At 68.1% G+C, this 22,262-nt stretch carries 19 protein-coding genes; 8 read left to right on the forward strand and 11 right to left on the reverse strand.

What is annotated here, in order from left to right; all coding sequences use genetic code 11:
- Positions 1 to 14: 14 nt before the first annotated feature.
- The 3 genes from ACZ7M7_RS32385 to ACZ7M7_RS32395 all read right to left on the reverse strand — a co-directional run bounded on the left by ACZ7M7_RS32385 (position 15) and on the right by ACZ7M7_RS32395 (position 4,230).
- Positions 15 to 1,667: a serine/threonine-protein kinase gene (locus ACZ7M7_RS32385; protein WP_472123047.1), complete on the reverse strand. Its 1,653-nt coding sequence runs from the start codon at positions 1,665 to 1,667 to the stop codon at positions 15 to 17.
- Positions 1,664 to 2,458, reverse strand: a complete 795-nt coding sequence (locus ACZ7M7_RS32390) for a serine/threonine protein kinase (protein WP_472123050.1) — start codon at positions 2,456 to 2,458, stop codon at positions 1,664 to 1,666. Before ACZ7M7_RS32390 ends, ACZ7M7_RS32385 begins: the two co-directional genes overlap by 4 nt.
- Positions 2,459 to 3,168: 710 nt before the next feature.
- Positions 3,169 to 4,230 carry an Lrp/AsnC family transcriptional regulator gene (locus ACZ7M7_RS32395; protein ID WP_472123053.1) on the reverse strand — a complete coding sequence of 354 codons (1,062 nt, stop codon included), beginning with the start codon at positions 4,228 to 4,230 and terminating at the stop codon, positions 3,169 to 3,171.
- 105 nt (positions 4,231 to 4,335) lie between these two features.
- Between ACZ7M7_RS32395 and ACZ7M7_RS32400 the strand changes: the two genes are divergently transcribed.
- From ACZ7M7_RS32400 to ACZ7M7_RS32415, 4 genes are all read left to right on the forward strand, one after another.
- Positions 4,336 to 4,725 carry a VOC family protein gene (locus ACZ7M7_RS32400; RefSeq protein WP_472123056.1) on the forward strand — a complete coding sequence of 130 codons (390 nt, stop codon included), beginning with the start codon at positions 4,336 to 4,338 and terminating at the stop codon, positions 4,723 to 4,725.
- A gap of 100 nt (positions 4,726 to 4,825) precedes the next feature.
- Entirely contained in the window at positions 4,826 to 5,410 is a 585-nt protein-coding gene (locus ACZ7M7_RS32405) for a DoxX family protein (protein ID WP_472123059.1), read from the forward strand.
- Between the two features lie 211 nt (positions 5,411 to 5,621).
- Positions 5,622 to 6,698, forward strand: a complete 1,077-nt coding sequence (locus ACZ7M7_RS32410; protein ID WP_472123062.1) for an NAD(P)H-dependent amine dehydrogenase family protein — start codon at positions 5,622 to 5,624, stop codon at positions 6,696 to 6,698.
- Positions 6,699 to 6,700: 2 nt separating this feature from the next.
- Positions 6,701 to 7,189: a carboxymuconolactone decarboxylase family protein gene (locus ACZ7M7_RS32415; protein WP_383625190.1), complete on the forward strand. Its 489-nt coding sequence runs from the start codon at positions 6,701 to 6,703 to the stop codon at positions 7,187 to 7,189.
- A gap of 84 nt (positions 7,190 to 7,273) precedes the next feature.
- Here the strand turns inward: ACZ7M7_RS32415 and ACZ7M7_RS32420 are convergent, their stop codons facing one another.
- The gene (locus ACZ7M7_RS32420; RefSeq protein WP_472123065.1) at positions 7,274 to 8,914 is read right to left on the reverse strand and encodes a GMC oxidoreductase; all 1,641 of its coding nucleotides are present in this window, start codon (positions 8,912 to 8,914) and stop codon (positions 7,274 to 7,276) included.
- A 612-nt stretch (positions 8,915 to 9,526) separates the two neighbouring features.
- On the opposite strand from ACZ7M7_RS32420, the gene ACZ7M7_RS32425 reads away from it, so the two are divergent.
- A complete protein-coding gene (locus ACZ7M7_RS32425) occupies positions 9,527 to 10,660 on the forward strand; it encodes an aminotransferase class I/II-fold pyridoxal phosphate-dependent enzyme (protein WP_472123068.1) in 1,134 nt (377 codons plus the stop codon).
- Here ACZ7M7_RS32425 and fxsT read toward each other — a convergent pair whose 3' ends face one another.
- Entirely contained in the window at positions 10,661 to 12,793 is a 2,133-nt protein-coding gene (gene fxsT, locus ACZ7M7_RS32430) for an FxSxx-COOH system tetratricopeptide repeat protein (protein WP_383625186.1), read from the reverse strand. It lies immediately after the preceding gene.
- An 89-nt stretch (positions 12,794 to 12,882) separates the two neighbouring features.
- Positions 12,883 to 13,272, reverse strand: a complete 390-nt coding sequence (locus tag ACZ7M7_RS32435) for a hypothetical protein (protein WP_472123071.1) — start codon at positions 13,270 to 13,272, stop codon at positions 12,883 to 12,885.
- Between the two features lie 620 nt (positions 13,273 to 13,892).
- On the opposite strand from ACZ7M7_RS32435, the gene ACZ7M7_RS32440 reads away from it, so the two are divergent.
- Positions 13,893 to 15,263, forward strand: coding sequence for a pentapeptide repeat-containing protein (locus ACZ7M7_RS32440; RefSeq protein WP_472123073.1), 1,371 nt, complete (start codon positions 13,893 to 13,895; stop codon positions 15,261 to 15,263).
- Positions 15,264 to 15,566: 303 nt separating this feature from the next.
- Here ACZ7M7_RS32440 and ACZ7M7_RS32445 read toward each other — a convergent pair whose 3' ends face one another.
- A complete protein-coding gene (locus ACZ7M7_RS32445; RefSeq protein WP_472123076.1) occupies positions 15,567 to 16,274 on the reverse strand; it encodes a hypothetical protein in 708 nt (235 codons plus the stop codon).
- A gap of 111 nt (positions 16,275 to 16,385) precedes the next feature.
- A complete protein-coding gene (locus tag ACZ7M7_RS32450; RefSeq protein ID WP_472123080.1) occupies positions 16,386 to 16,910 on the reverse strand; it encodes an SMI1/KNR4 family protein in 525 nt (174 codons plus the stop codon).
- Positions 16,911 to 17,327: 417 nt separating this feature from the next.
- Here ACZ7M7_RS32450 and ACZ7M7_RS32455 point away from each other — a divergent pair, with 417 nt between their 5' ends.
- Complete coding sequence (locus tag ACZ7M7_RS32455; RefSeq protein ID WP_472123083.1) at positions 17,328 to 18,257, forward strand: LacI family DNA-binding transcriptional regulator; 930 nt, start codon at positions 17,328 to 17,330, stop codon at positions 18,255 to 18,257.
- 177 nt (positions 18,258 to 18,434) lie between these two features.
- Here ACZ7M7_RS32455 and ACZ7M7_RS32460 read toward each other — a convergent pair whose 3' ends face one another.
- Positions 18,435 to 18,890: a VOC family protein gene (locus tag ACZ7M7_RS32460; protein WP_472123086.1), complete on the reverse strand. Its 456-nt coding sequence runs from the start codon at positions 18,888 to 18,890 to the stop codon at positions 18,435 to 18,437.
- Between the two features lie 419 nt (positions 18,891 to 19,309).
- Positions 19,310 to 19,438: a hypothetical protein gene (locus ACZ7M7_RS32465; protein ID WP_472123089.1), complete on the reverse strand. Its 129-nt coding sequence runs from the start codon at positions 19,436 to 19,438 to the stop codon at positions 19,310 to 19,312.
- Between the two features lie 126 nt (positions 19,439 to 19,564).
- Between ACZ7M7_RS32465 and ACZ7M7_RS32470 the strand changes: the two genes are divergently transcribed.
- Entirely contained in the window at positions 19,565 to 20,011 is a 447-nt protein-coding gene (locus tag ACZ7M7_RS32470; RefSeq protein WP_472123092.1) for a DUF6086 family protein, read from the forward strand.
- A gap of 99 nt (positions 20,012 to 20,110) precedes the next feature.
- On the opposite strand, the gene ACZ7M7_RS32475 is transcribed toward ACZ7M7_RS32470, so the two are convergent.
- Entirely contained in the window at positions 20,111 to 22,204 is a 2,094-nt protein-coding gene (locus tag ACZ7M7_RS32475; RefSeq protein WP_472123095.1) for an endonuclease, read from the reverse strand.
- Positions 22,205 to 22,262: the final 58 nt, after the last annotated feature.

The raw sequence follows: 22,262 nt of genomic DNA on the forward strand, positions 1-22,262 counted from the left end.
GGGCGGCCGTTTCCTCACCGCTCGTAGTCGGCGAGGAAGCGCAGCACTTTCTCCACGTGCGGCCGTACGCGTTCAGGAACGCCCCGTTCCTCGATGACGGTGCGATCGCTCGTGCGGTAGCCGGCGGCGATCAGCGCGGGCAGGTCTTCGGCGGGCAGTCGGGCCTGTTTGAAGCGCTGGTCGAGCCAGCACACGTACAGGCTCATGGTGTGGATGGCGTCCGGCGGTGACAGGTGGTCCTTGTCCCCGTCGCCGTCTCCGTCCACGGCCCAGGCCCGGAACACCGAGGGTGTCCACATGGCGATGCCGTGCTCGTCGGTGGCCGGGCGGGCCGCGTTGGTGTCGAAGCCGCTTTCGGCTTTGAGCAGTGCGGCGAGCAGTGCGGGTGTGACCTCGGCGTCGGTGCAGCGTCGGGCGGCACTGACGATGACCGGCCGCAGCGCTTCGGGTACGTCGGAGTCCTGCGGGATCTCCCCGGCGGCCACGACGGGTGTACCGGTGACGACGGCCGGCGTGCCACGCCCGCCGCCGCGGTCGCCATCCTCGTCACTGTCGCTGCCGAACAGTGCGAACCCGGCGACGGCGACGGCGGTGGCGGCTGCGACACCGGCGAGCGCAACGCCGGCGGCCGGCAGAAGCCGACGCCTGCGGCGACGCCCGCCGGGAAGGGCGTCGATGCGGGCGGCGAGGCCGGCGGCGGTGTGAGGGAGGCGGGCTGCGTGGTCGGGCGCCAGGCAGTCCCCGATGAGCCGGCGCCAGTCCTCCTCGAGCCCGGCATCCAGACGCAGCGGCGCGCTGCCGCGGGCGTAGGACTGCGCGGCGAGCGAGCGGGCGCGTGCGGTGGCGCCGGAGAACGGGTGAAGGCCCCCGGTGAGAACCTGATGGGCCAGCACACCGAAGGCCCAGATGTCGGCGGTCGGCCGGACCACCGACCCGTCGGAGCCGGTGCGCTGCGACCACCACTCGGGCGGCAGATGATCGAGTGTGCCGAGCGGCGGCATGTGGGCGTGGGTGCCGTCGAGTTCGGTCGCGAGGCCGAAGTCGGCGAGCCAGACCTTGCCGTCGGCGCCGAGTAGCACGTTGGCGGGTTTGAGGTCACCGTGCACCCACCCGGCGTCGTGCATATGGGCAAGCCCGGCAGCAACACCCCGCAGCAGGCGTACCGCGTCGGGGACCGGGCGGCCGGTCTCGGCGGCGTCCAGGACCTGGCGCAGGCTGGCCTCGGCACGGTCCATCACGAGCGCGATCGCACCGTCCAGCGCGGGCAGCTCCGGCACGTCGATGGTGCACACGGCGTGGGTCCGTACGAGGTGCGGATGGTTCGCCTCCGTGCTGAACCGCACCTCACGCGCCACCAGTTCGCCGAGCGCGGCACGCTGGCCAGGCGCCAGACCGCCGGTCGGCAGCACCTTCACTGCCACGGTCGTACCATCGGCGACCGACCGGGCCTCGTACACGGTGCCCCAGCCACCGGAGCCGATGACCGCATCCAGCTCCCAGCCGTCGATACGGAATCCCGCCGGCAGCCGCGGCGCCGGCGCACCCAGCGCGTCCTCCCCGGCCCAGGGTGCCCCCAGCGGACCGCGCTCGTCCCCTGATGCCCCCAGCGGACTGCTCCCGTCCCCTGATGCCCCCAGCGCGCCGTCCCCGGCGCCTGACCGGGTCACGCCCCAGCCCCCTGCGCTCCAGCTCGCCTACGTGACGGCAGCAGCGCGAGATGCTCCTCGCGCACCAGACCGAAACGCAGAGCGAGCATGGCCAGCCGGGCACGTTTGGCGCCGGTACGGCCGTTGCCGTCCGCCCCGGGCTCCTCGCCCACGTCCAGGCGCAGCTTCGCAAAGGCCAGGTAGTCGATGTGGTAGTTCACCGCGGAACGGGTCAGACCACGGCAGCTCTCCAGCGGACGCAGCCGCTCCGCAATGTCCCCGGCCCCCGGCAGGGCCCCGTCCGACCCCTCACGCAGCCGCGGCTCGCACAAAGCCACCAGCACCAGGAAATACTTGGCCGTCACATCGAGCGCGTAGGGAAGCACGGTCTGCTCACCCGCACCCGGCATGGACCGCTCGTCCAAAAAGGCGTGCTGCGGGGCGAACACCTTGAACTCCGCGGTCCCGCTCAGGGCAGGCAGCACAACCCGGGAGAACTCGAAAGGCACCGGCGCCCCAAGCCTTCTCGGCGCAACGGTGATGTACTCACCTGCACCCTCGAGGTTCTCCACCACATAAGCGCAGTCACTGCTGAAGTTCGACAACCGCCAGTAGTCCTCAGCCGCCTCCAGCCGCCCCGCCCGCCGGGAGATCCCGGGATCGGACAAGACGATCGAGACGTCCCCACCACCGGGCAGCCCTCGCCCGAAATCGGCCACATCACCCGGCCCCATGTACAGCAACCCGGGCCCGCCCGCCCCGGCAGCGCTGGGCCGCACCGGACCGGACGGCTGGACAATGATCGTTTCCATGCCGACTCTCCCCCCGAAATGATCGCCAGGACTGCACAGGCGGTACCGGTTACCGCCGGCCCGGCGCGATACGTGCACGCCACATCGCAACTCCCGGCGACTGATGGTCAATTCAGCCCCGGTCGGCGCGACACCGAGAGCATCACCGGTCACAGCCGCCGCCGCAACTTCCCACACCCGCCGCCCGGCCATGGAACCATCCCTCCCCAGCTGACCTGCAGCAACGCAAGAGCCTGGGATACTCATGCCGCGTCCGTACTCCGTCAGGGCCCTACAGCGGCGGGGCGTTGCGCAGAGCGGCACGCTCGCGGGCGGCGGCCCAAGAGCCCGCAATACAAATCGCCCATCGGCGAGGGCGAGGACGAGGGCGATGATGTCCCCGCCGCGGCGGCCAAGCCGCGTCGTGTATGGGAACCACCCGGTGAGACCCCACAGGCAGAGGTATCCAGGCCCGTCACCCACCACGAACAACGCGAGCCCCGGCCCGGTTTTCACTCTTCCACCGGGTTCGGCCAGTTCGAACGGACATCTGCTGCCGGAGAAGCCCCCCGCACGTCGGCCTGGGAGTGTCGCCCGCGACGGTCACTGGCCAGGGTAGGCCCCGCAGCGGACCTCCCCTTCCGGCGTGTGCAGCTACGGCACGTGCGCCTGCCCGCAGTTTGAAGGAGTCGCAGCTGCGTCCGCGCCACGGGGAGAATCCGACTGAGACGTCATCTGATCCGGCCGGCCCCGTGAACCGTCCCCCGAGGTGCGAATCGTGCAGTGCGTTCCGCCATCGCCGGCAGCAGCAGCGGCCCCGCCCGCTTGGCACGTCGCTGAACGAGAGCGCTCTCCGCCCGACCGATGCCCGCCAGCGCGCCCAACTCGCCGGCAAGGTAGTCATACAGAGCGCCGGTGTCGCGGCACTGCACCATGGCGAAGACCGACGCCCGGCCTGTCATGACGGCAGCGAAGGCGACTGCAGCGTGCTGTGACAGCGCCTGGGTCACCTCGCCCAGCGCGGCCGGCGCCACCTCCAGCCACAACAGCGCCTCCACCGGGAAGCCGAAGTGCGACGGGCTCACATCCACCTCGAAATGCAGCACCCCGGCGGCCCGCAACCCGGCGACACGGCGCCGCACGGTCGAGGCCGACCACCCGGTGGCAGCGGCCAGCTGCGCGACGTCCGCCCGGCCATCCAGGGCCAGTTCACCCGCCAGCCTCGCCTCCGCCTCACCCCAGCCGGACACCTCGGCAACGACGCCCGGGCCCTGCGGTGACTCGGGCGCGGAGCCGAGGAGAGCCGCCTGCTCGGACGCCTCCAGCGCGCTTGTACGGCCTGCCCAGCCACCGACCCCGGCGACCGGCCGCAGCACGCAGCCCGCCTCGACATCTCGAATCCCCGGGGTCCGCAGCAAGTGGTCGAAGAGCGGCCGACCGCCCTCCGCCCCCGGGCCCGGCGTGCGGACCATGCACGTCAGCCGCGTCCCGCCGGCGAGCGGGGCGATCCACGAGGTGTCGTCCCGCTGCGCGAGCGCGGCGGTCAGGGCATCGGTGGCGTCCGGCGCGCAGTCGATGCGGACGAACCAGTCGAGCATGCCGATCCGCCGACTGTCGACCAGCCCGACCACCCGGACCACAAGGGCCGACCGCAGCCGCTGGTAGCGACGCGCGACAGTGCGCTCAGGGACTTCGAGCACGGTGGCGATTCGGCTGAAGGAGGCACGCCCGTCGATCTGGAGAGCATGGATCAGACGACGGTCCAGCGCGTCGAGTGTGACCGATTGCGCCACCAGACCCCCTCCGAACGTCCGAACACGTCCAACCCGGCGACCCTACAGCGCGCAGCGGAGCACCCGGCAGGACGCTGGCGGCAACCGCCCGCAGAAAGGCAGACCATGCTGACCGTCCTCCCCATCCGATACGTCGCCGACGTCGACGCATCTCGCAACTTCTACGCCGGCCTGGGGCTCAACGTTCGCCAAGAGCCCGGCGCTGCCGTCTGGGTCCGACTGACCGCCGCCGCCGGCGCCGTCGGCATCCACGCCGCCGCCGTCTCGCAGGGCCGGTCACCCGGCACCACCGAACTGGGCTTCACGACAAAGGAGCCGCTGGCACAGGTCGCGCAGCGCCTCGAACACAACGGCTACGCCTACGAGCTCGTCGAGGAGAACTTCGGCCGCAGCATCCGCGTCACCGACCCGGACGGGGTCGTCGTACAGATCCAGCACATCGACCCCGACACCGTCCGCAGATCGGCCGCGGCCGTGGCCGACGACACCGCCTGACCGGCAGACGCGGCAAGCACCCCGCCGCCCCGCCCGCGCACTCCCAAGACAGGCCGTCACGACATCCACCGCGACATCCGCCACGGCAGAAAGACCCGGCATGGAACCGCTCGTCACACTCGTCGCCGTAACAGGCCTGTTGCTGCTCGCAGGGGCACTCGGGGCCATACGACTCCGTCGGCCGACCACGGCCATGCGCGGCGGCCTCGCAGCCATGTTCACGCTCACCGCCGGCGCGCACTTCGTCGGTATGCGCGACGAACTCGTCGCCATGGTGCCGCCCGCCCTACCGGCCCCCGGCCTGCTCGTCACCTTGACCGGCATCGCCGAATTCGCCTGCGCGCTCGGGTTGCTGTGGTCACGAACGACCCGGCTCTCGGCCGCCGTGCTCAGCGCGATGCTGGTCGCCATGTTCCCCGCCAACGTGCACGCCGCCACCGGCGACGTGCCCTGGTACGACGAGCTCGGCCCCCGGACAGCCATGCAGACCGTCTTCCTGGCAGCCACCATCAGCGTGCTGGCCCGTCACAGCCGGACAGCAACGGAGACCCCCGCGGAGCCCTCACTCAGCCCTCGCCCCCGCGACCACCGCCGGGCCAAGGCCGAAGACCACGTCGATCCGCAAGCCGGACCCGCCCCAGATCACACTCCCTGGACATCGTCCAGTTCGTCGAGTCCGCAGTAGCAGATGAATGCCCAAGCAATGCTCACACGGCCCTCCGAGTGACGAGATCACCGACGCTGTCGGCACATAGCAGCACCGGATGAGCAGGCTCAGGTCGAGGGTGGGGACCTCACCGAGGGCCAGGAGACAACGCCGGACTCCTCCGGCCCCTTAGTCCGATTCCTCTTGCACGGCTATGGGAACTTTTAGGGCGCATAGTTACCCTCCGCCCATGATTCCCACGGTGGTTTGGGGCACAGGCAACGTCGGCCGCGCAGCCATCCGAGCTGTCGCGGCACACCCGATGCTCAGCCTGGTGGCCGTGCTGGTGTCGAATCCCGCCAAGATCGGCAAGGACGCGGGCGAACTCAGCGGACTCGACCGGCATTTGGGCGTGGCGGCGACGGACGATGTGGACGGGATCCTCTCCGAAAGCCCCCGCGCGGTCGTGTACGCGGCCTCCGGTGACGTCCGCCTGGACGGAGCCATCGACGACATCACGCGCGCGCTCCGCACCGGCGCCGTGGTCGTCACACCATCCCTGTACGGCATGTACGACTGCACCAACGCACCGGACGAGATCCGTGACGTACTGCTCGCGGCCGTCGAGGCCGGCGGCGGCTCGCTGTTCGTGTCCGGCGTGGACCCCGGCTGGGCCAACGACATACTCCCGCTCCTGATCAGCGGACTGGGATCTGACATCGACGCCATTCGCTGCCAGGAGATCTTCGACTACTCGACATACGACCAGGAGGAAGCAGTCCGCCACCTGATCGGCATGGGACACCCTCTGGACTACGAGCCCCTGATGCTCGCCGAAGGCATCCCGACGATGATCTGGGGCGGACAACTGCGGATGATGGCACGAGCCCTGGGCGTCGAACTCGACGGCATCGAAGAAATCTTGGAGCGCCGCCCCCTCGACGCGTCCGTCGTCACCGACACGATGGGGAAGTTCGCGGCCGGTACCCAGGGAGCGGTACGCCTCGAGGTACAGGGCGTAGTGGAGGGCGAGCCCCGCATCGTCATCGAGCACATCACCCGTATCCACGCCGGCTGCGCCTCTGACTGGCCCACACCACCGGACGGTGGAGCGGGCGCACACCGCGTGATCATCGAAGGGCGCCCCCACATAGAGGTCACGGTCGAAGCCACGGACGAGGGACACAACAGAGCCGCCGGCGGCAACGCGACAGCGGCCGGCCGCCTCGTCAACGCCATCGACTGGCTCGCCGAGGCCCAACCCGGCCTCTACGACGCACTTGACATCCCGCTGCGCCCGGCGGTGGGCAAACTGGGAAAGAAGTGATCATGCAGATCGACATTCCCGACGGCGCCGAACCCATCCCCTACGTCTGGGGCGACCTGGTGCCCGAGATCGGCCATGCAGCCAGCGCCTTCTCCTTGGCCGTCTATCAGTACACGACCCTAGGCCTGCGCGAGTTCGAGGCCGCCCGCCTGCGCATCGCGCAGATCAACGGATGCCTGTTCTGCCTGGACTGGCGCACCGAACGCGACGGGGAGAAGGTCGAGGAGGGGTTCCTGGACGCGGTCACCCAGTGGCGGATCACGGACTCCTTCGACGTGCGAACACGGCTCGCCGCCGAGTACGCGGAGCGCTACGCACTTGACCATCACGATCTGGACGACGAGTTCTGGGACCGGATGAAGGCGCACTACAGCCAGGCGGAGATCGTGGAGCTGAGCATGAGTATCGGCTCCTGGCTGGCGTTCGGCCGCCTCAATCATGTGCTGGGGCTGGACAGCGTCTGTGTGCTGCCGTCGCCGCAGGGTTCCTGAGGAGGCGCGCGTAGGACTGCGGGCCGGGGCACATCGGCCACGGCCCACAGCTCCGCTCGGGGCACCGATGGCACGTCGCAACGGTCAGAAGTCCCCGGCGATGATCTTCTCGATGTTGCGCTCGGCCAGCGCAGTGATGGTGACGAAGGGATTGACGCTGACGTTGCCGGGAATCAGCGCACCGTCCATCACGTACAGACCCGGATGGCCGTGCAGGCGGCCGTAGTTGTCGGTGGCCTTGTCGAGGACCGCTCCACCGAGCGGGTGGTACGTGAGGTGGTCGCCCCAGATCTTGTAGGCGCCGAACAGGTCGGTGCGGTAGATGGTCCCTTCCTTGGCGTTGATCTTGTCAAAGATCGTTTTCGCCATGGCGATCGACGGCTGCTTCCATGCCGTCTGCCAGTCCAGTTCCACCTTCCCCGTCGACGCATTCCACGTGAACCGACCCCGGTGCGGATTGTTCGTGATCGACAGATAGAACGACGCCCAGGTCTCGATACCGGTCGGCAACGGCGCCACCTCCGCGAACGCGCCTCCAGCGGCCCAGTTGTCGATGCCCGCAGTCGGGATCGACGACTGGAGCGCCCCGGTCGGGTCCCACAGATGGTTGGCCCGGCCGCACATCACATTGCCGTTCTCGCCCCAACCTCTGCCGACCTCATTGTTGAGGCCGGGCAGCGCGCCCGTCGCCTTCAGGCGAACCAGCAGCTTGCTGGTGCCGACGCTGCCTGCGGCGAAGAACACCCGTTGCGCCCGTACGGTCTTGGTGGCGGTGACGGCTCCGCTCGTGTCGAGTTGCTCCATGGTCACGGAGTAGCCGCCCGTGGCGGGCGTCACCGCGGTGACCCTGTGCAGGGGTGAGATGCTGACGCGGCCGGTCGCGCGGGCCTGCGCGAGGTAGGTCTTCGGCAGCGACTTCTTGCCGTGGTTGTTGCCGTACAGGATCTCGCCGGCCAGCGCCGACTTGGTCACCGCCCCCGCAGCCTCCTGCTTCATGTAGTCCCAGTCGTAGACGTTGGGGACGAACATGAAGCGGAAACCGGAGCGTTGGGCGTGTTTGCGGCCTACGCGAGCGTACTGGTAGGCCTCGGTCGTCTCGAACCAGGCCGGGTCGATCGTGGTGACGCCGAGAGTGCTGTTCGCCCGCGGGTAGTAGACGTCGTACATCTCATCGGCGTCGACCGACGGGAGCACTCCGGGGAAGCGGCTCCGCTCGGGTGTCACCGCCATGCCGCCGTTGACGAGGGAGCCGCCCCCGACACCCCGCCCCTGATACACGACGATGCCGCCCATTTCCTCGGCGTCCAGGATGCCCGTGTGGCGCGGCACGTCCCGGTCGAGCGGGAAACCGAGGAAGTTGCTCAGGGGCTGCTTGGTCCGTGTGCGCAGCCAGAAGGAGCGGTAGTCCGGGGTGGTGGTGTTGGCGAAGATCTTGCCGTCCGTCCCCGGAGTCTCCCAAGCCATACCCATTTCCACCATGTGCACATCCACGCCGGCCTGAGCGAGCCGGAGCGCGGTGACTGACCCTCCGTACCCGGTGCCTATCACGAGTGCGTTGACCTGTGCACCGGGCTCGATCAGACCGGGCTCCTCAGGCAGTGCGGCAGCAGCCGGCAGGTCGAATGCACCCAGAGCGACGGCGCCAAAAATAGAACCAGTTCTAGCAATGAAGTGACGACGGGAAGGACCTCTACCCTCCCGTGTTGCAGGTAGTTTGGAGTCCACGTAGATCCCCTTTCTCTCATATAACAGAAACGAGTTCTACTGGGAATCGCGAAACAAGTCACGAGAAACGTGCGGGTAACTTAACTACCGTCTTCGGCTTTCCCGCATCAGGAATAGACCGATAACGCACCTGCCTCTTCAGTGTCGATCCAAACTCGCGAACCATGGCTCACGAAACTGATCCCTTTCAAGTTCAACCGCGTGCCGTGCCCGACGCCGGAGGCGATCACCGAGACCCAGTCGGGGAATCCCCAGGCTGGACCACGAGCCTGCCTAGCGCGCCCTTCATCGATCGGTGCTCCCGGTTCGCCAACGAGTGGCCAGAGTCAGCGCGTAGAAAGGGGCATGGAACCCAGCGACGCTCCACCAGACCGCTGCTAGAGAACCTGGTCGATGCCGGCGCCTCCCCAACGGCCGTCACCCGTAAGTGCATCTACAACGCGCTGATGAGCCTGGCCCGACCGGCAAGAGCCGCACGAGGTGCACCGTACTCAACAACCGTGAACAGCCGTTAAGTTGACATACCTGTAGCTTGCGGATGGTAAGGGCGAAGAGGGACGATTAGAAGCGGTCCCTGACAGGGACGGTCGGTTGAACACACGAGGGGTGACGGTGATCGAGCGCAATCTCACGCAAGAGGAGGTGGACGCTCTCCCATTCGAGCACAACCTGTCGGATGGCCACGCCTTCCGCTCCTGGACACCCGCCGAATCTGCGATCATCGGCGAATCGGCGCGCTTCTTCGCCGAGTCCGACCGCAGGGGCGGGCAGCGGGCCGAGGCCGAGTACATACGCCGCTACCTCGCGCTCGGGGGGCAGTCATACATCCCGGATTACTTCACCGGGCTCATGTCATACTCCGCCTCGATGGCCGTCGAGATCGTAGCCAATCTGCTGCGCCTCAGGGGGCTTTCCGCGGCCCTGATCGAGCCGTGCTTCGACAACATCGCCGACATCCTGCTACGCCACCGCGTACCCCTGCAGCCGTTTCCGGAGACCGTACTGACGGACGGAACGGCCGCGTTGGAGGCGCTGCTCGAGACGCTCACCGCGGACGTGATCTTCCTGGTGAGCCCGAACAATCCGACCGGTACCGTGGTGAGTGAGGCGGCGTTCACCCGGATCGTCGAGTACTGCGTGGCCGAGGGGAAGCTGCTCGTTCTGGACGGGTGCTTCCGGGTCTATCTGTCCGACGAGGAGGTCTACGACCACTACAGGATCCTCGCTGCTTCCGGAATCGACTGCGTTGTGATCGAGGACACGGGAAAGGTCTGGCCCGCGGCCGAGTTGAAGGCACCGTTCCTCAGCGTCTCGCCGAGGCTGGTCAGCGCCGTCGTAGGAATGCACTCGGACTTCCTTCTGCACCTCTCGCCTTTCACCGTCCGGCTGATCACAGAGTTCGTGTGTCTCGCGGAGGCCGATGGTGGCCGCTATCTACGCGAACTGGTCGCGGAGAACAGGACGCTCTTCAAGAGCAGGATCCCTGGTTCGTTCCTGAGGACGGACGACACTCAGAAGCTGGGCCTGGCATGGCTGGAGGTGTCGGCCGGCGGACTGGACGGAGAGGGCGTCCGCAGGCTGCTCGCCGAGCGAGGCGTCCATGTCCTGTCCGGCGAGAGGTTCTACTGGTCGTCACCGCACCTGGGTCGACGGCATCTTCGCATGGCCCTGTTGCGCGACCCGGACATCATCGTCCATGCCTCGGCGGTGATTGCCGGTCTCGGGCACGAGCTCGGTGTGGGCTGATCACGGAGGTAACGGCACAGCGGCAAGGGCCCGGGCCGAGCGTTGGGTGTCCGGGTGGTTTTCGCCCAGCACGTGGCATCGCCGCATCCAGGTGTCGCGGTGCAGTTCGCGGGCGCGTGTGTAGTCCTCAAGGGCGCACAGATCGTCCGCGAAGCTGTAGGCCGAGCGGAGCGTGTCGGGGTGGTCGTCGCCGTGCAGCCGTCGCCGCCGGTTCCAGACGTCCTCGTTCAGTGCCCGCGCTTGTGGATGCTCACCCATCCGGTGGAGGGTGATGGCGAGGAAGTGTTCCGTACGCAGGGTGTCCGGGTGGTCCTGGCCCAGTCGGTGCCGCCGCTGCCCCAGCACCCACCGCTGCAGCTCCAAGGCTTGCTCCAGTTCACCCAGGTCGCACAGGTCCGAGGCGAGATGGTGCGCGGAGTGCAGTGTGTCGGGATGGTCCTCGCCGAGGACCTGCCGGCGGCGCTTCCAGACGTCTGCGTTGATATCGCGGGCCCGCTCGCGCTCGCCGAGCTCGTACAGGTCGGAGCCCAGGTAGTGAGCCGACTGCAGTGTGTCGGGGTGGCTCTCGCCGAGCAAGCGGCGGCGATGCCGCCATCCCTCTTCGTCCAGGGCGCGCGCCCCGGCAAAGTCCCCCAGGTCGCAGAGGTCGGCAGCGAGCTGGTGCGCGGAACGGATGGTGTCCTGGTGGTCCCTGCCGAGGACCCGGCGCCGCCGGTCCCAGACTTCCTGGTCGACATCCCGGGCTTGTGCGTACTCACCGAGCTCGAACAGGTTGGACGCGAGGTTGTAGCCGGAGTGGAGCGTGTCGGGATGGTCGGGGCCGAGCCGGGCCGTCCAGGAATCCCGGGTGATCCGGCAGATGTCGACCGCGGACCGGGATTGGCCGGAGAAGTACAGATACCGTTGCACCTTCAGGACCAGGGCACGGAACGCCTCTGCGTCCAGCTGGATTCCGGGTAGGGCTGCGGCGGACGACAGGAGCTCCCTGACGTGCGGGACGATCAGCCCGTACTCCGGCCAGGATTCGGGTGTGTCCGGGTCGCCCAGAGTGATCGTGGCGAGCAACTCCTCGGCGGCGTGGTGAATCACCCCGTGCTCGGCGAGCGGAAGCCTCGCCCGGAGCAGGGTATGAACGAGGCGGTGCATCTGCAGGGCGTTGTCGGCGTGTCGGGCCAGCCCGAGGGTGACGATCTTGCGGACGGCCAGAGCGGCCGTCGCCGTGTCACCGAGCTGGACGCCGAACCGAGGTGGCCCGACAGTGGGATCGGAGCCCAGCGGGATCGGCTCCGGGGCGAGAAATGCGAGCCGGTCGAGCAGGGCAGCGGCGGCCGGCCCGGCAGTCGTCACCAGCCGGTCACGACTGGTGACGACCACGGACACCAGGCCGGGGTGGGCTGAGACCGTGCGGTCGTCCAGGCCGCTCGCCGTCGGCTGGGATTTGAGGAGCGTGAGGTAGTCGGCGGTCTCCAGGCCGGTCTCGTCCAGGAAGCAACCGACTTGCTCCACCGAGAGGGGTAGATCGCCCACCGCTGCGGCAACCCTGTCGGCGTCTTCGGGGGACAGGGAGGGACAGCGGCGCGACAGAAGCGTGATCGACTCGTCTCGCTCGAACTCGGTGATGTCGATGCGCGTGCCGATGCGTCCGATGCGGGGATCGCGACCGGTGATGAGCAGCCTCCCTCCGTCGGGTGGGAGGAGATCGTTCATGGCGCCGAGATCGTCAAGGTTGTCGTACACCAGCAGCCAGTCCCTCCTGGCCGCCAGTTCCACCCAGAGGGCCCGTATCAACAGGGACGGCTGCACTGCGGTGAGCCCCAACTGGGAGGCCAGGGCGGTGAGGCTCGCCATGACCGCGGCGGGCTGGTCGGCGCCCACCCACCACACCAGGCCGTAGTCATCGGCGTGGCGATGGGCGTATTCGAGGGCTAGTTGCGTCTTGCCGATACCGCCCATCCCGATGAGCGACACCCAGCCGTGTTCCTCGGCACCGCCTTCTCCTGCGCGTCGCATATTGGTGCTGACGCGTTCCAGGAGAGCGGTCCGCCCGGTGAACGCTTGATTGCGCGACGGAAGCGCGTGGATGGGCCTCGAGCGGGTGACCGGTCCGTTCGGCGGCGGGGGTGCCAGGTGCACATGGTCGATGCGCGCGGCAACGACTCCGGCGGCGATCGCCGCCGTTCCGGCCGCGATCGTCGGCTGGGCGGGCGTCTCTCCGGAACCGCTTAGCCCTCGTGCGGTCCCGGAGGTGAAGGGTGGTGCCCGGTCGTCACTCCTTCCGAGACATTCCCTCCGACAACGACGCCACCAGTTTCGACCTGGAGGGCAGGCGTCAGGCTGACGCCGCTGTGATGCGCCAGGCCGGCCTCGTGGCGTTGCAGGCGGTCGACGGATGCGGCCAACTCGGCGGCAAAGCCGGGATTCTCCTCCGCCACGTCGGCGATCGCGTCCGTCGCCCGCCGCGTCGTGCGCTCGGTCACCTCGCCGTCGACGGCCTGCTCCAGCAGACGCGTGACGGCGGGATCGTCGCCGACGACCCCACTGACCAGCTCGTGCAGGGCGTCCATGCTCTCGTTCAGGACCCGGTCGACCTCGGCATCGGGAGGGGTTCCCACTCTCCGAACGTTCCTGACGAGGTAGCCGACCGTCGCTCCGGCCACTAGTTCCAGTCCGGGTGTAGGCACTGTCCCTCCCCGCTGTCGCCTGAGACAAGTAAACACCCTGACGGCTCATTTGCTGCCAAATCGTTTCCGACAACGTTCGCGCCGAAATACGTGAAGGCATGTCAATTTGCCAGCCCTGTCCGGCTTTTGACGGCAAGTCGGAGTGATGAAGTGCTGTTGACGATGCGTGAAGGATGTCAACGGGCTTGATCAGATGGTGTTTTCGGGGCTCGAGACGGCACGGACGCGGCACTGAGGTCGCTGTGACCCCCTGCCATCAAGGACGCAGTCGAAGAGGGGGAACGGCCCGTCGCACGGGCTCGGACGTCGTAGTGCGCGGCGCTGCGCTGTGCCTGCGAGCACACCATCGAGGCGTACACATGACTATCACCGGGCCGGCCGTGGCGGACGGGCCGTTGGATGGACGACGGGTGGTGGGCCGGGCGAGGGTGCGGCGGGGTCGGCCCCGTTGAGTGGGAACGCAGGGGAAGTGTGCTCACCTGTCCGGGGACTTCCTCAGAGGCCCGGCGGCGGCCGCAACCAGGGGCGGGTTTGGGCTGTCTTTTGGGAATGTGAACACACACCTGCCCCGGCGCCGGGCCGAGCGGCGCGGTCTGCGACTCTGGCCGGTCGGCACGGCCCTCGCCCTGACCTTCACCGCCGCGGTCCTCGTGGCGGTCACGGTGTTCTACACCGGGTGGGCACTTCTTGGTGCCCGAGGGCTCAAGGCCGAGCCCCGCATTGAGTCCCAGACGCTGTTCGATCTGGTGAAGCTGTCGTTCGGCGTGGTCGCCGGCGCCGGTGCCTTGGTGGCTCTGGTGGTGGCGTACCGGCGCCAGCGCGTCGACGAGGACGGTGCCCTGCGGGAGGCGACCCGCTTGCACACCGAGCGCTTCACCACTGCTGTCGCCCAGCTCGGCGAGGAGTCCGCTGCCGTGCGCCTCGGCGGGGTGCACGCTCTGGCCGGCCTCGCCGACGACGCTCCCACCCGTCGCCTGCGCCAGACCTGCATTGACGTGATGTGCGCCTACCTTCGCCTGCCGTACACCGTCGAGGCAGATCTGCCGGCGGACAATGCACAGGCCCGGCACGCGTACGTGGCCCTGCGGGAGGTGCGGCACACGATCATCCGCCTCATCCGCGACCATCTGCGGCTTGAGGAGGAGCACCCGCACTCCTGGCGGGGGCACGACTTCGACCTCACAGCTGTCACGTTCGACGGTGGCGATCTCTCGAAAGTGCACTTCGTGGGCGGGATGGTCGACTTCAGCGACTCCGTTTTCTGCGGAAGCATGGTCGACTTCCGGGGCGCTCGGTTCTCCGGTAGTACGGTCGACTTCAGCAGGGTGGACTTCAGCGGCGGCACCGTCGACTTCAGTGGCTCGGACTTCTCCGCAGGCACTGTCTCCTTTCGTGACGCGCGGTTCTCCAGAGGCACGGTTCACTTCAGCGGCAGTCGCCTCGCCGGTGGTACGCAGTTCTCCGGTAGCGCGATGGTTTTCAGTGGATCGGAGATCTCCGGCAGTACGGTCAGCTTCGATGGCGCGTGGTTCTCCGGCGGCCAGTTCTTCTTCGACAGGGTGGACTTCTCAGGCGGCACGGTCGACTTCAATGGCTCACGCTTCTCCGACGACGCCACCGTCGAGTTCGGCGCGTCGTTCTCCGGCAGCACGGTCAGCTTCTGCCGCGCGCGCTTCCTCGGAGGCATGGTCAACTTCAGCGACGCGGTCTTCTCCGGGGGCCTGGTCGACTTCCGCGCCGCGCAGTTTGCCGTCGCCCGGGTCATATTCGGCGGCATGGTCAGCGGAGCGAGGTTCTCGGGTGGGCGCGTCGACTTCCGCGGCGCGGAGGGTGTCGCGCCGATCAATTTGGTCCCGACGGACGGGTCGACTCTGCCGGCCGGGTTGAGTCTGCCGTCCACGTGGCATCCCTCAGGGACGTAATCCTTCTGCCTCCCCGCGATAGTTGCGGGCTCGGTCATCCACGATCTCGGCTCGTACGACGTCATGGACTGGCACCGGGACCCTTCGCGAGGATGCGGCCTGCCTTCCGTACATTCTCCTGCGGAAGAACGGGGGTCTGCGCTATGCGCTGGCGCCGACTGGGGAGGTCGCCCACCCGGGGAGATCGAGCCGCACCGAAGCGTTCCTCACCCTCGGATGTGCCCTGCTCTACTGGAGCCGTCCGGCCGCGTCACGACCGCAGCCGGTCCCTGCACCAGAGGGTCCTTGAAGCACTGGAGCCAGTCAGTGCACGCGATCTCCGCATTCCGCCGGAAACAGCACGGTACCTGGCGGCAGTTGGCTCGGAGGCCGGGCGATCGCCCGCAGGCATGCTTCGCGGGAGTCCTCCGCGGGCGGGCATTCGAGGGTGAGTTCGCTCAGGATGGTGATGGCTCCGGCGTGATGCATTTCCGCCGCGTGCACGCCGTCGGGGAGACAGCCGGCCAAGATGCCGAAGGCTGCCGTGTCGCTGCCGTCGGCGATGCATTCGCGTATCTCGAAGCGCCAGTGCGCGGTCGCGTCACCCAGCAATGACTTGCCCCTCTTGCCCCGCCCGACAAGGAAATCGGTGCGATCCCGCAGATGGTGGGCGATGGCACAGCAGATGGGAGCCGCGGTGCCGTCAGGAGCCGTCACTCGTGTGTAACCGGCATGCGGGTAGCACGACAGAGCCTCATCTAGCAGCCCCATCGCGGTGTCCTGTGCCGCCGGGTGACCCTGCTGGGCGATGTCCAGTAGCAGCGGGGTCGCAACCGCAGCCGCTGGGAACACCGCGCCACTGTGGCCATGAACGATCCCACCGCCGCCGAGCTGCGAGCCCGCCTCCGCCGCCTGTACCAGGTTCGCTGCCTCGGCCAGGGTTCGTAGACCCTGGGCGGCCCGATCCGGTTCATACCAGTCGGGATGACCCGGAACGGAGTCCCACTCCACCATGTCGATCTCATCCAGCACAGCAGCATCCTCGCACGCAGCCGCTACGCCGCCGTACGAGCCTCAACGAGATCTTGGGAGTCATTCCGTTAGCAGTTCTTGGACGAATCCTTGGTCCAGAAAGGACCTGCGTCACTTCGACGTGGAGTCGCCATGGTCGAGATCGAAGCCGCTGGCTGCAGTGAGTTTCTCGACGAACGTCCTGAAGTCACTGGCCAATGTGAGTTCGGTGTCGAGTTCGACGTCGAACCAGGTGACCGCTGGGTCGCCCTCCGGGCCGCAACGTCGGTAGTCAAGACCGATCCAGCAGTGCCCGTCGCCGGAGAGAAGCACGATCGGCGATGGCAGCCCCCACTCTTTGACCAAGTAAGGCGTGTCCAGCAACGACGTCATCTGTTGGAGTCCCCCGATGCCCATCAGGGCATCGAAGGGAACGTGGTCCTGGCTCGACGAGGTCGGTCGGCCGGTCGGAAACGCATCGTAATCAGCAGCCACGACGCCGCCGTTCTGAACCCGCAGAAGGTCGAGCAGAGGCGAGGGCAGCTTCACCCCGAGCACACGCTCGGCTTCTCGCACCGTCTCGTCCGTAAGAGGCAGCTGGACGCCGTAATCACCGACAGCCCAGAACGTCGCCAAGACCTGATCGAATCGCGCCACGACAGGCAGCTTACGGCTCAGCTGCGAGATCGTTTCTCACACCAGCCAGCACAATGAGGTGGAGCGTCCCTGAGTGCCGTGTCGCGAGCGGGAATTGCGCGTCCGGCTCGGTGTGGGATGTTGCCGTGGATCACTTCGTGCATCGGCCACCCCATGTCGAGTGACAGCATCCTAGGGACAGGCGCCTGCCGTTTCCTCGGCATCAGCCGCACTGCCACACCCTCGTCCACTACTTCCTGGGCGTTACGTCAGGGACACGGTGGTGGTGTCGATGCCCGCTGCGCCGTGCGCGCGCCGGTGGGGCGGTGAGGCGGGGGGGCCGGTGAGCTGAGGGAAGGTGTGTACGGTGCAGCGGGGAGCAGCCCACCGCACGACGAAGGCCCGCCCGATTCCGGGCGGGGCTTGGTCTCCATCGTGATGCGCGATGCCAAGTGCGCCAGTGAGGCCACCCGCGAGCGGGTCCTCCAGGCCGCCCGGGACATCGGCCACCGTCAGGACGCCCGGGCCCGGCTACTGCGCAGCCAGCGTTCCCGGCTGCTCGGGGTGCAGTTCGGTCTCCAGCACCCGTTCCATTCCGACCTGGTGGAGGGCATCTATGCGGCGGCCGAACCGGCCGGGTACCAGATCGCGCTGAGCGCCGTGGCCGCCGGGCGCGGCGAGCAGCGTGCGGTGGAGACACTGCTCGCCGATCGCTGCGAGGCGCTGATCCTGCTCGGCCCGCAGGCGCCGGCCGCGCGGCTGGCGGAGCTCGCCCGGCAGCTGCCGGTCGTTTCTGTGGCTCGTCGGCTGAGGCCGTCGATCCAGGGGGTGGAGGTCGTACGGACCGCTGACGACGAGGGGGCCCGGCAGGCGGTGGATCATCTCGTCGCCCTGGGCCATCGAGACATCGCCCATATCGACGGCGGCCGGGCACCGGGCGCGGCAGACCGGCGCCGTGGCTACCGCACCGCGATGGATCATCATGGCCTGGGCGACCACATCCGCGTTCTGCCCGGCGGGCTGACCGAGGAGGAAGGTGCCGCGGCTGCCCGGACCCTGGCGGCTGCCTGTCCGCGCCCTACCGCCGTACTCGCCTTCAACGACCGCTGTGCGACCGGCGTTCTCGACGTGTTCCTTCGCTCCGGCGTCACGGTGCCCGGCGATGTCTCCGTTGTCGGCTTCGACGACAGCCACCTGGCCCGGCTGGCCCACATCGACCTCACCACCGTCGGCCAGGACATCCCGCGCCTCGCGCAACTCGCCGTCGGCCAGGCCGTCGCACGTCTGGAGGGTGACGGGACCCCGGTGAGGGAGCAGGTCATCGCGCCTCGCCTTATCGTCCGGGGGACTACAGCAGCGCAAAACTGAACCCTCGCCGCACCGGTGGATTACAGCGAGCGCCAAGCGGGCGAGTGGGGGATCAACCGGCTTAAGAGGCACAGGGCAGTGGCCACGAGGTACGACAAGCCCTCCGTACGCTACGAGGCGACGGTGCTGGTCGCAGCCGTGAGCGAGTGGCTGTAGCCAGCACCGTCGCAACGGCCTTCAGACGACGTCGAATTCGTTGCCCTCGGGGTCCTGCATGGCGGCGGCGTAGAGCCCCATGTCCGGCTCATCCTTGATCCGCAGCACGGTGGCACCTGCTTTGACCAGCCGTTCCACCGCAGCCTTGACCCGCTGTGAGCGGACGTTCAGTGGGACGTCACGGCCCCCACCGACCTTCAGGTCGAAGTGCCACCGGTTCTTGGCGACCTTCGGCTCCGGAACCTGCTGGAACCACACCCTCGGTCCACGTCCAGCGGGATCGATAATCGACTCCGGAATGTCCCCGGCACCGGCCGGCAACTCTGCCTCGGGCACCCCCACCGCCGCCCAGTAAGCACGCCACGTGGCGTGCCCGCCCGGCGGAGGCTCAGGCACGTAGTCCAGGGCCTCGGCCCAGAAAGTCACCATTCTCTGTGGATCGGAGCAGTCGATCGTCAGCTGCACTGTCATCTCCATGCTCGGAGCATCCCAGGCAGGTCTGACAGTCGATCCAATCTCGCAATAGGCGGCCCTATGCCAACGAAGCACACGTGCGTCAGCAGTGCCTGCGCGCGCGGCCGCCCGGCGGGGCACCTCCAGGCCTGGCAGGGGTGGTGGGCGTTGCGATCGGAGCGCTGGGCGGCTGGAGCCACGTGCTCGGCAGAATCGGCGGCCGGTGCCCTGCTTTGCCCAGCCCCCGGGACGGGGATCCGTGCGATCTTCCCCGGGGCCGAAGGCGCACCCGAGTTCGCCGCCGTCGCCGAGGGCGGCGCTCATGTAGCTCCGGCGAGCTGGATCGCTGGAGGCCTGGTGATTTGCGGTCGGCGGGATCAGAGCCTGTGGACCGCTTGCCAGGAGGCGCCGAAGACCCACGGTAGCTGCCGTCAGGTGCAGCCTTACGTGGCCACGATGGTGACCGCTGCCAGGACCGCGCAGTCGTCACACCCCCGCCGACCGCCGCCCTGGGCGCGCACGGGCGGCTCTGGTGCCACGTCCTGGAAGATCTCCCAGAGTCCGTCTGGCACCAACTGCTCAACTATGCGCACGCCAGGGCAACGGGCCCTGGCCCTCCAAGACACCGTCTACTCAGGTGCCCACCACCCGCCTGATCTTCTACCCTGTGCCGGGGCGGCTGAGCAGGGGGATCGGCGATGAGTATGTACTTCGACATCGGTGACGAGACGCTGTGGAACCCGTCGAACGGTGCCGGCCGCCTCTTTCTACGGCAGGTCGAGGTCTTCGAGGCGGAACTCAGGCTGCCCTCGGGAATCGGCCAGGGCAAGTATTGGGGCGACCCGGACACACTCGAGGTCGATCCGGTCGTGTACGCGGAGTTCGTACGCGGCCTGGTCGCCTGGCACAGCCGTGCGGGGCACTCCGTGATCCTCGCTCTCTCCGAGGGGTTCGTGGCGACGGCGGTCGCGCTCGCACGGCGCGCGGGCATCGAGGTGGAGATGCCCGAAGCGGGGTCCGGCCATGTGGATGGTGGCGTCCAACGCGACGTGCAGCTCCCCGGCAATCCCCGGACCGCGTCAACCACCGTCGTCACCGCGCTCGACACACGGGCGCAGGAGATGGACTGCTGGATGGCCCGCTGAGCCGATGCGCCCAATGCCGCTCCTTGCCGACGCAACCCCCTGGAACACCTTGCCGCTTCCGCTTCTGCCTCTGGCTCGCCCTCGAACTGAGTCGTCCTCTTAGGGCCAGACACCGGAGAAGTCGATCTCGCGGGCCCATTCAGGATGGTCTATCAGCGGATTCCGGTTGCCCTGGATCTCCGCTATGGCCGCGTTGCGGTGCAGTTCGTACTCGGTCACCGTCTCGCTCGCGTGCCACTGCAGCAGGACGGGCAGTCGGTCCTCGGGGAACTCCCGCGCGACGTCGCCGACCTGGCCCGGATAGCGGAGCAAGAAGTACAGAGTGGCACGGGCGACCGCGCCCTTGCCCTCCTCCGGCTCGAAGCCCACGCTCTCGCGCATCCCGCACGCCTCCCGGACCGCTTCCTCGAAGTCGGGGAAGTCGAAGTACGGGAAGTTACCGCGGAAGCTGTTGCAGCCGACCTCGCACGCGAACAGATGGTGCAGGTCGCCGCGCATGGGCTCCTTCTTTTCGAACCACGACTGCGGAACCACATGCTCGCAGTTGAACGGCATCGACGCCTCGAGCGCGTCGAACTCCGCCTCGAACTCGGCCGGTCCTGCCGTGCTCTCCAGCAGCAGGAGCTCCTGCACGCGAGCCAGCCGAGCCTGCGCCACGGCCGCATCGGCCCGTATGAGCTCCTCGGCGGAGAAGTCCTTGCCCGAGTAGATGCTGCGCAGCCGTCCGTCCTTGTGCAGGTCGACCCATGGATAGACCAGCCTCATAGGCTTGTACTTGGGCTGGGGCTCGTGGCTGTTTGTCAGCAGCTTCGTCAGCGCGCGGCGCAGCGCGTCGCCGTCGCCGTCGCCGGTGCGGATGTGCGCGTAGTACGCCTCGCGCGCGGCCGCGTCCGCGACACGGTCGTAGTAGGGACGCTCCCGTTCGACCTGATGGTTGATCAGGGCCGCGTCGACATCCTTCTCCACCGCTGATACGACGTCCGGCCGCCCGGCCGGCGGCCGTGGTGCGGTCGGTGGCATCGGTGCAAGAGCGGGCGGCGGGGCCAGGACCGCGGCTGACGAGGACGACGGGGCATCGAAGCCGATGCTGATCCGCAGGGGGAGAAGGAAGTGGGTTGTGCTGTCGGCCGCCTGAGTGATTGTCCGGCCTTGGGAGCCGTTGGTACCTGGCATGGAGCCGTTGGTACCCCGCATGGTGGACTCGCCGTTGAGGGCGGTCAACGGCGGGGCGCTCGGCCCGGGAGGCGAGGTGAGCCCGGCGGTGAACACCTCGTCCCGCAGCCGTGCAGTCTCTCCGGTCAGGGGTACCTCGTGCAGGGCACCCAGCACGCGGCTGATGCGTACCCCCTCGTTGGCCAGCCAGGCCAATTGCTGTTCGCCCATCTCGGGCCGCCACAGCCCGCCGTCGACGCTCAGGGGCCGGCCCTCTGCATCGGTCTTCGGAACGGCCGAGTGATGCAGCGCGACGACTTCCCATTGGTCGTTGAAGACCGGAGAACCCGAAGAACCCTCACGGGTGTCGCACTCGTAGTGCAGGAACCGCTCCAGAACGTCGACGATCTGGTTCTCGCGCAGCGCGATCTGCTTCGGCTCGCCCCTGGGATGCTGGATGATGTTGACGAACTCTCCGATCAGGACCTTTCCTTGCGCCTCGCTGAGCATCAGCCGGCCGAACAACGACAAGTCCTCTCCCTGCGCGCCACGCGGAGCCACTGCGACGAGGCTGTAATCCAGTGCTCGGTCGGTGACGAAGAACCGCAGGGGCTCAAGCTGAAATACCGCCGGTACCAGCGGGCCGCCGTCGACACCGTCCTGGAACGCGAAGGCGACCTTGCTGCGGCTCGCCTCCTGCGTGCCGCGCAGCACGTGGTTGTTGGTGAGCAACAGGGAGGGAGAGACCATGAAGCCGGTCCCGTGTCCGCCTCCGGGTCCGCTGATCGTGATCCGGCCGACCGAGCGCGAGACCTGGACACCTTCCTCCAGGAACGCGACCGGGGTGAGGTTGTTGCGCCCGATCAGGCGCTCCAGCCCCAGCGCGTCACTGGTGAAGGCTTCCGGGGGCAGCTGCAGGGTGCTCCCCGCGCTGCTGGCCGGCTCCGTCTGCGTCCGCTCGATCGCCCGTGCCATGGCCCAGTCCGCACCGAGACGCGCCAGCCGCTTCTCGACCCGCTCTGGGGTGTCCGCATACAGCACGCCACGTGACTCGAGAACGGATTGGTTCCCTTCGCGCCGTTCGGTGCGATTCGTGTAG

The sequence above is a fragment of the Streptomyces sp. NPDC111606 genome, from assembly GCF_055656945.1.

Coding starts and splice junctions, on each gene's coding strand:
- ACZ7M7_RS32460 (WP_472123086.1), bottom strand. CDS start 18,890: ATGGAGATGACAGTGCAGCTGACGATCGACTGCTCCGATCCACAGAGA.
- ACZ7M7_RS32400 (WP_472123056.1), top strand. CDS start 4,336: ATGCTGACCGTCCTCCCCATCCGATACGTCGCCGACGTCGACGCATCT.
- ACZ7M7_RS32410 (WP_472123062.1), top strand. CDS start 5,622: ATGATTCCCACGGTGGTTTGGGGCACAGGCAACGTCGGCCGCGCAGCC.
- ACZ7M7_RS32455 (WP_472123083.1), top strand. CDS start 17,328: ATGCGCGATGCCAAGTGCGCCAGTGAGGCCACCCGCGAGCGGGTCCTC.
- ACZ7M7_RS32405 (WP_472123059.1), top strand. CDS start 4,826: ATGGAACCGCTCGTCACACTCGTCGCCGTAACAGGCCTGTTGCTGCTC.
- ACZ7M7_RS32415 (WP_383625190.1), top strand. CDS start 6,701: ATGCAGATCGACATTCCCGACGGCGCCGAACCCATCCCCTACGTCTGG.
- ACZ7M7_RS32390 (WP_472123050.1), bottom strand. CDS start 2,458: ATGGAAACGATCATTGTCCAGCCGTCCGGTCCGGTGCGGCCCAGCGCT.
- ACZ7M7_RS32470 (WP_472123092.1), top strand. CDS start 19,565: ATGAGTATGTACTTCGACATCGGTGACGAGACGCTGTGGAACCCGTCG.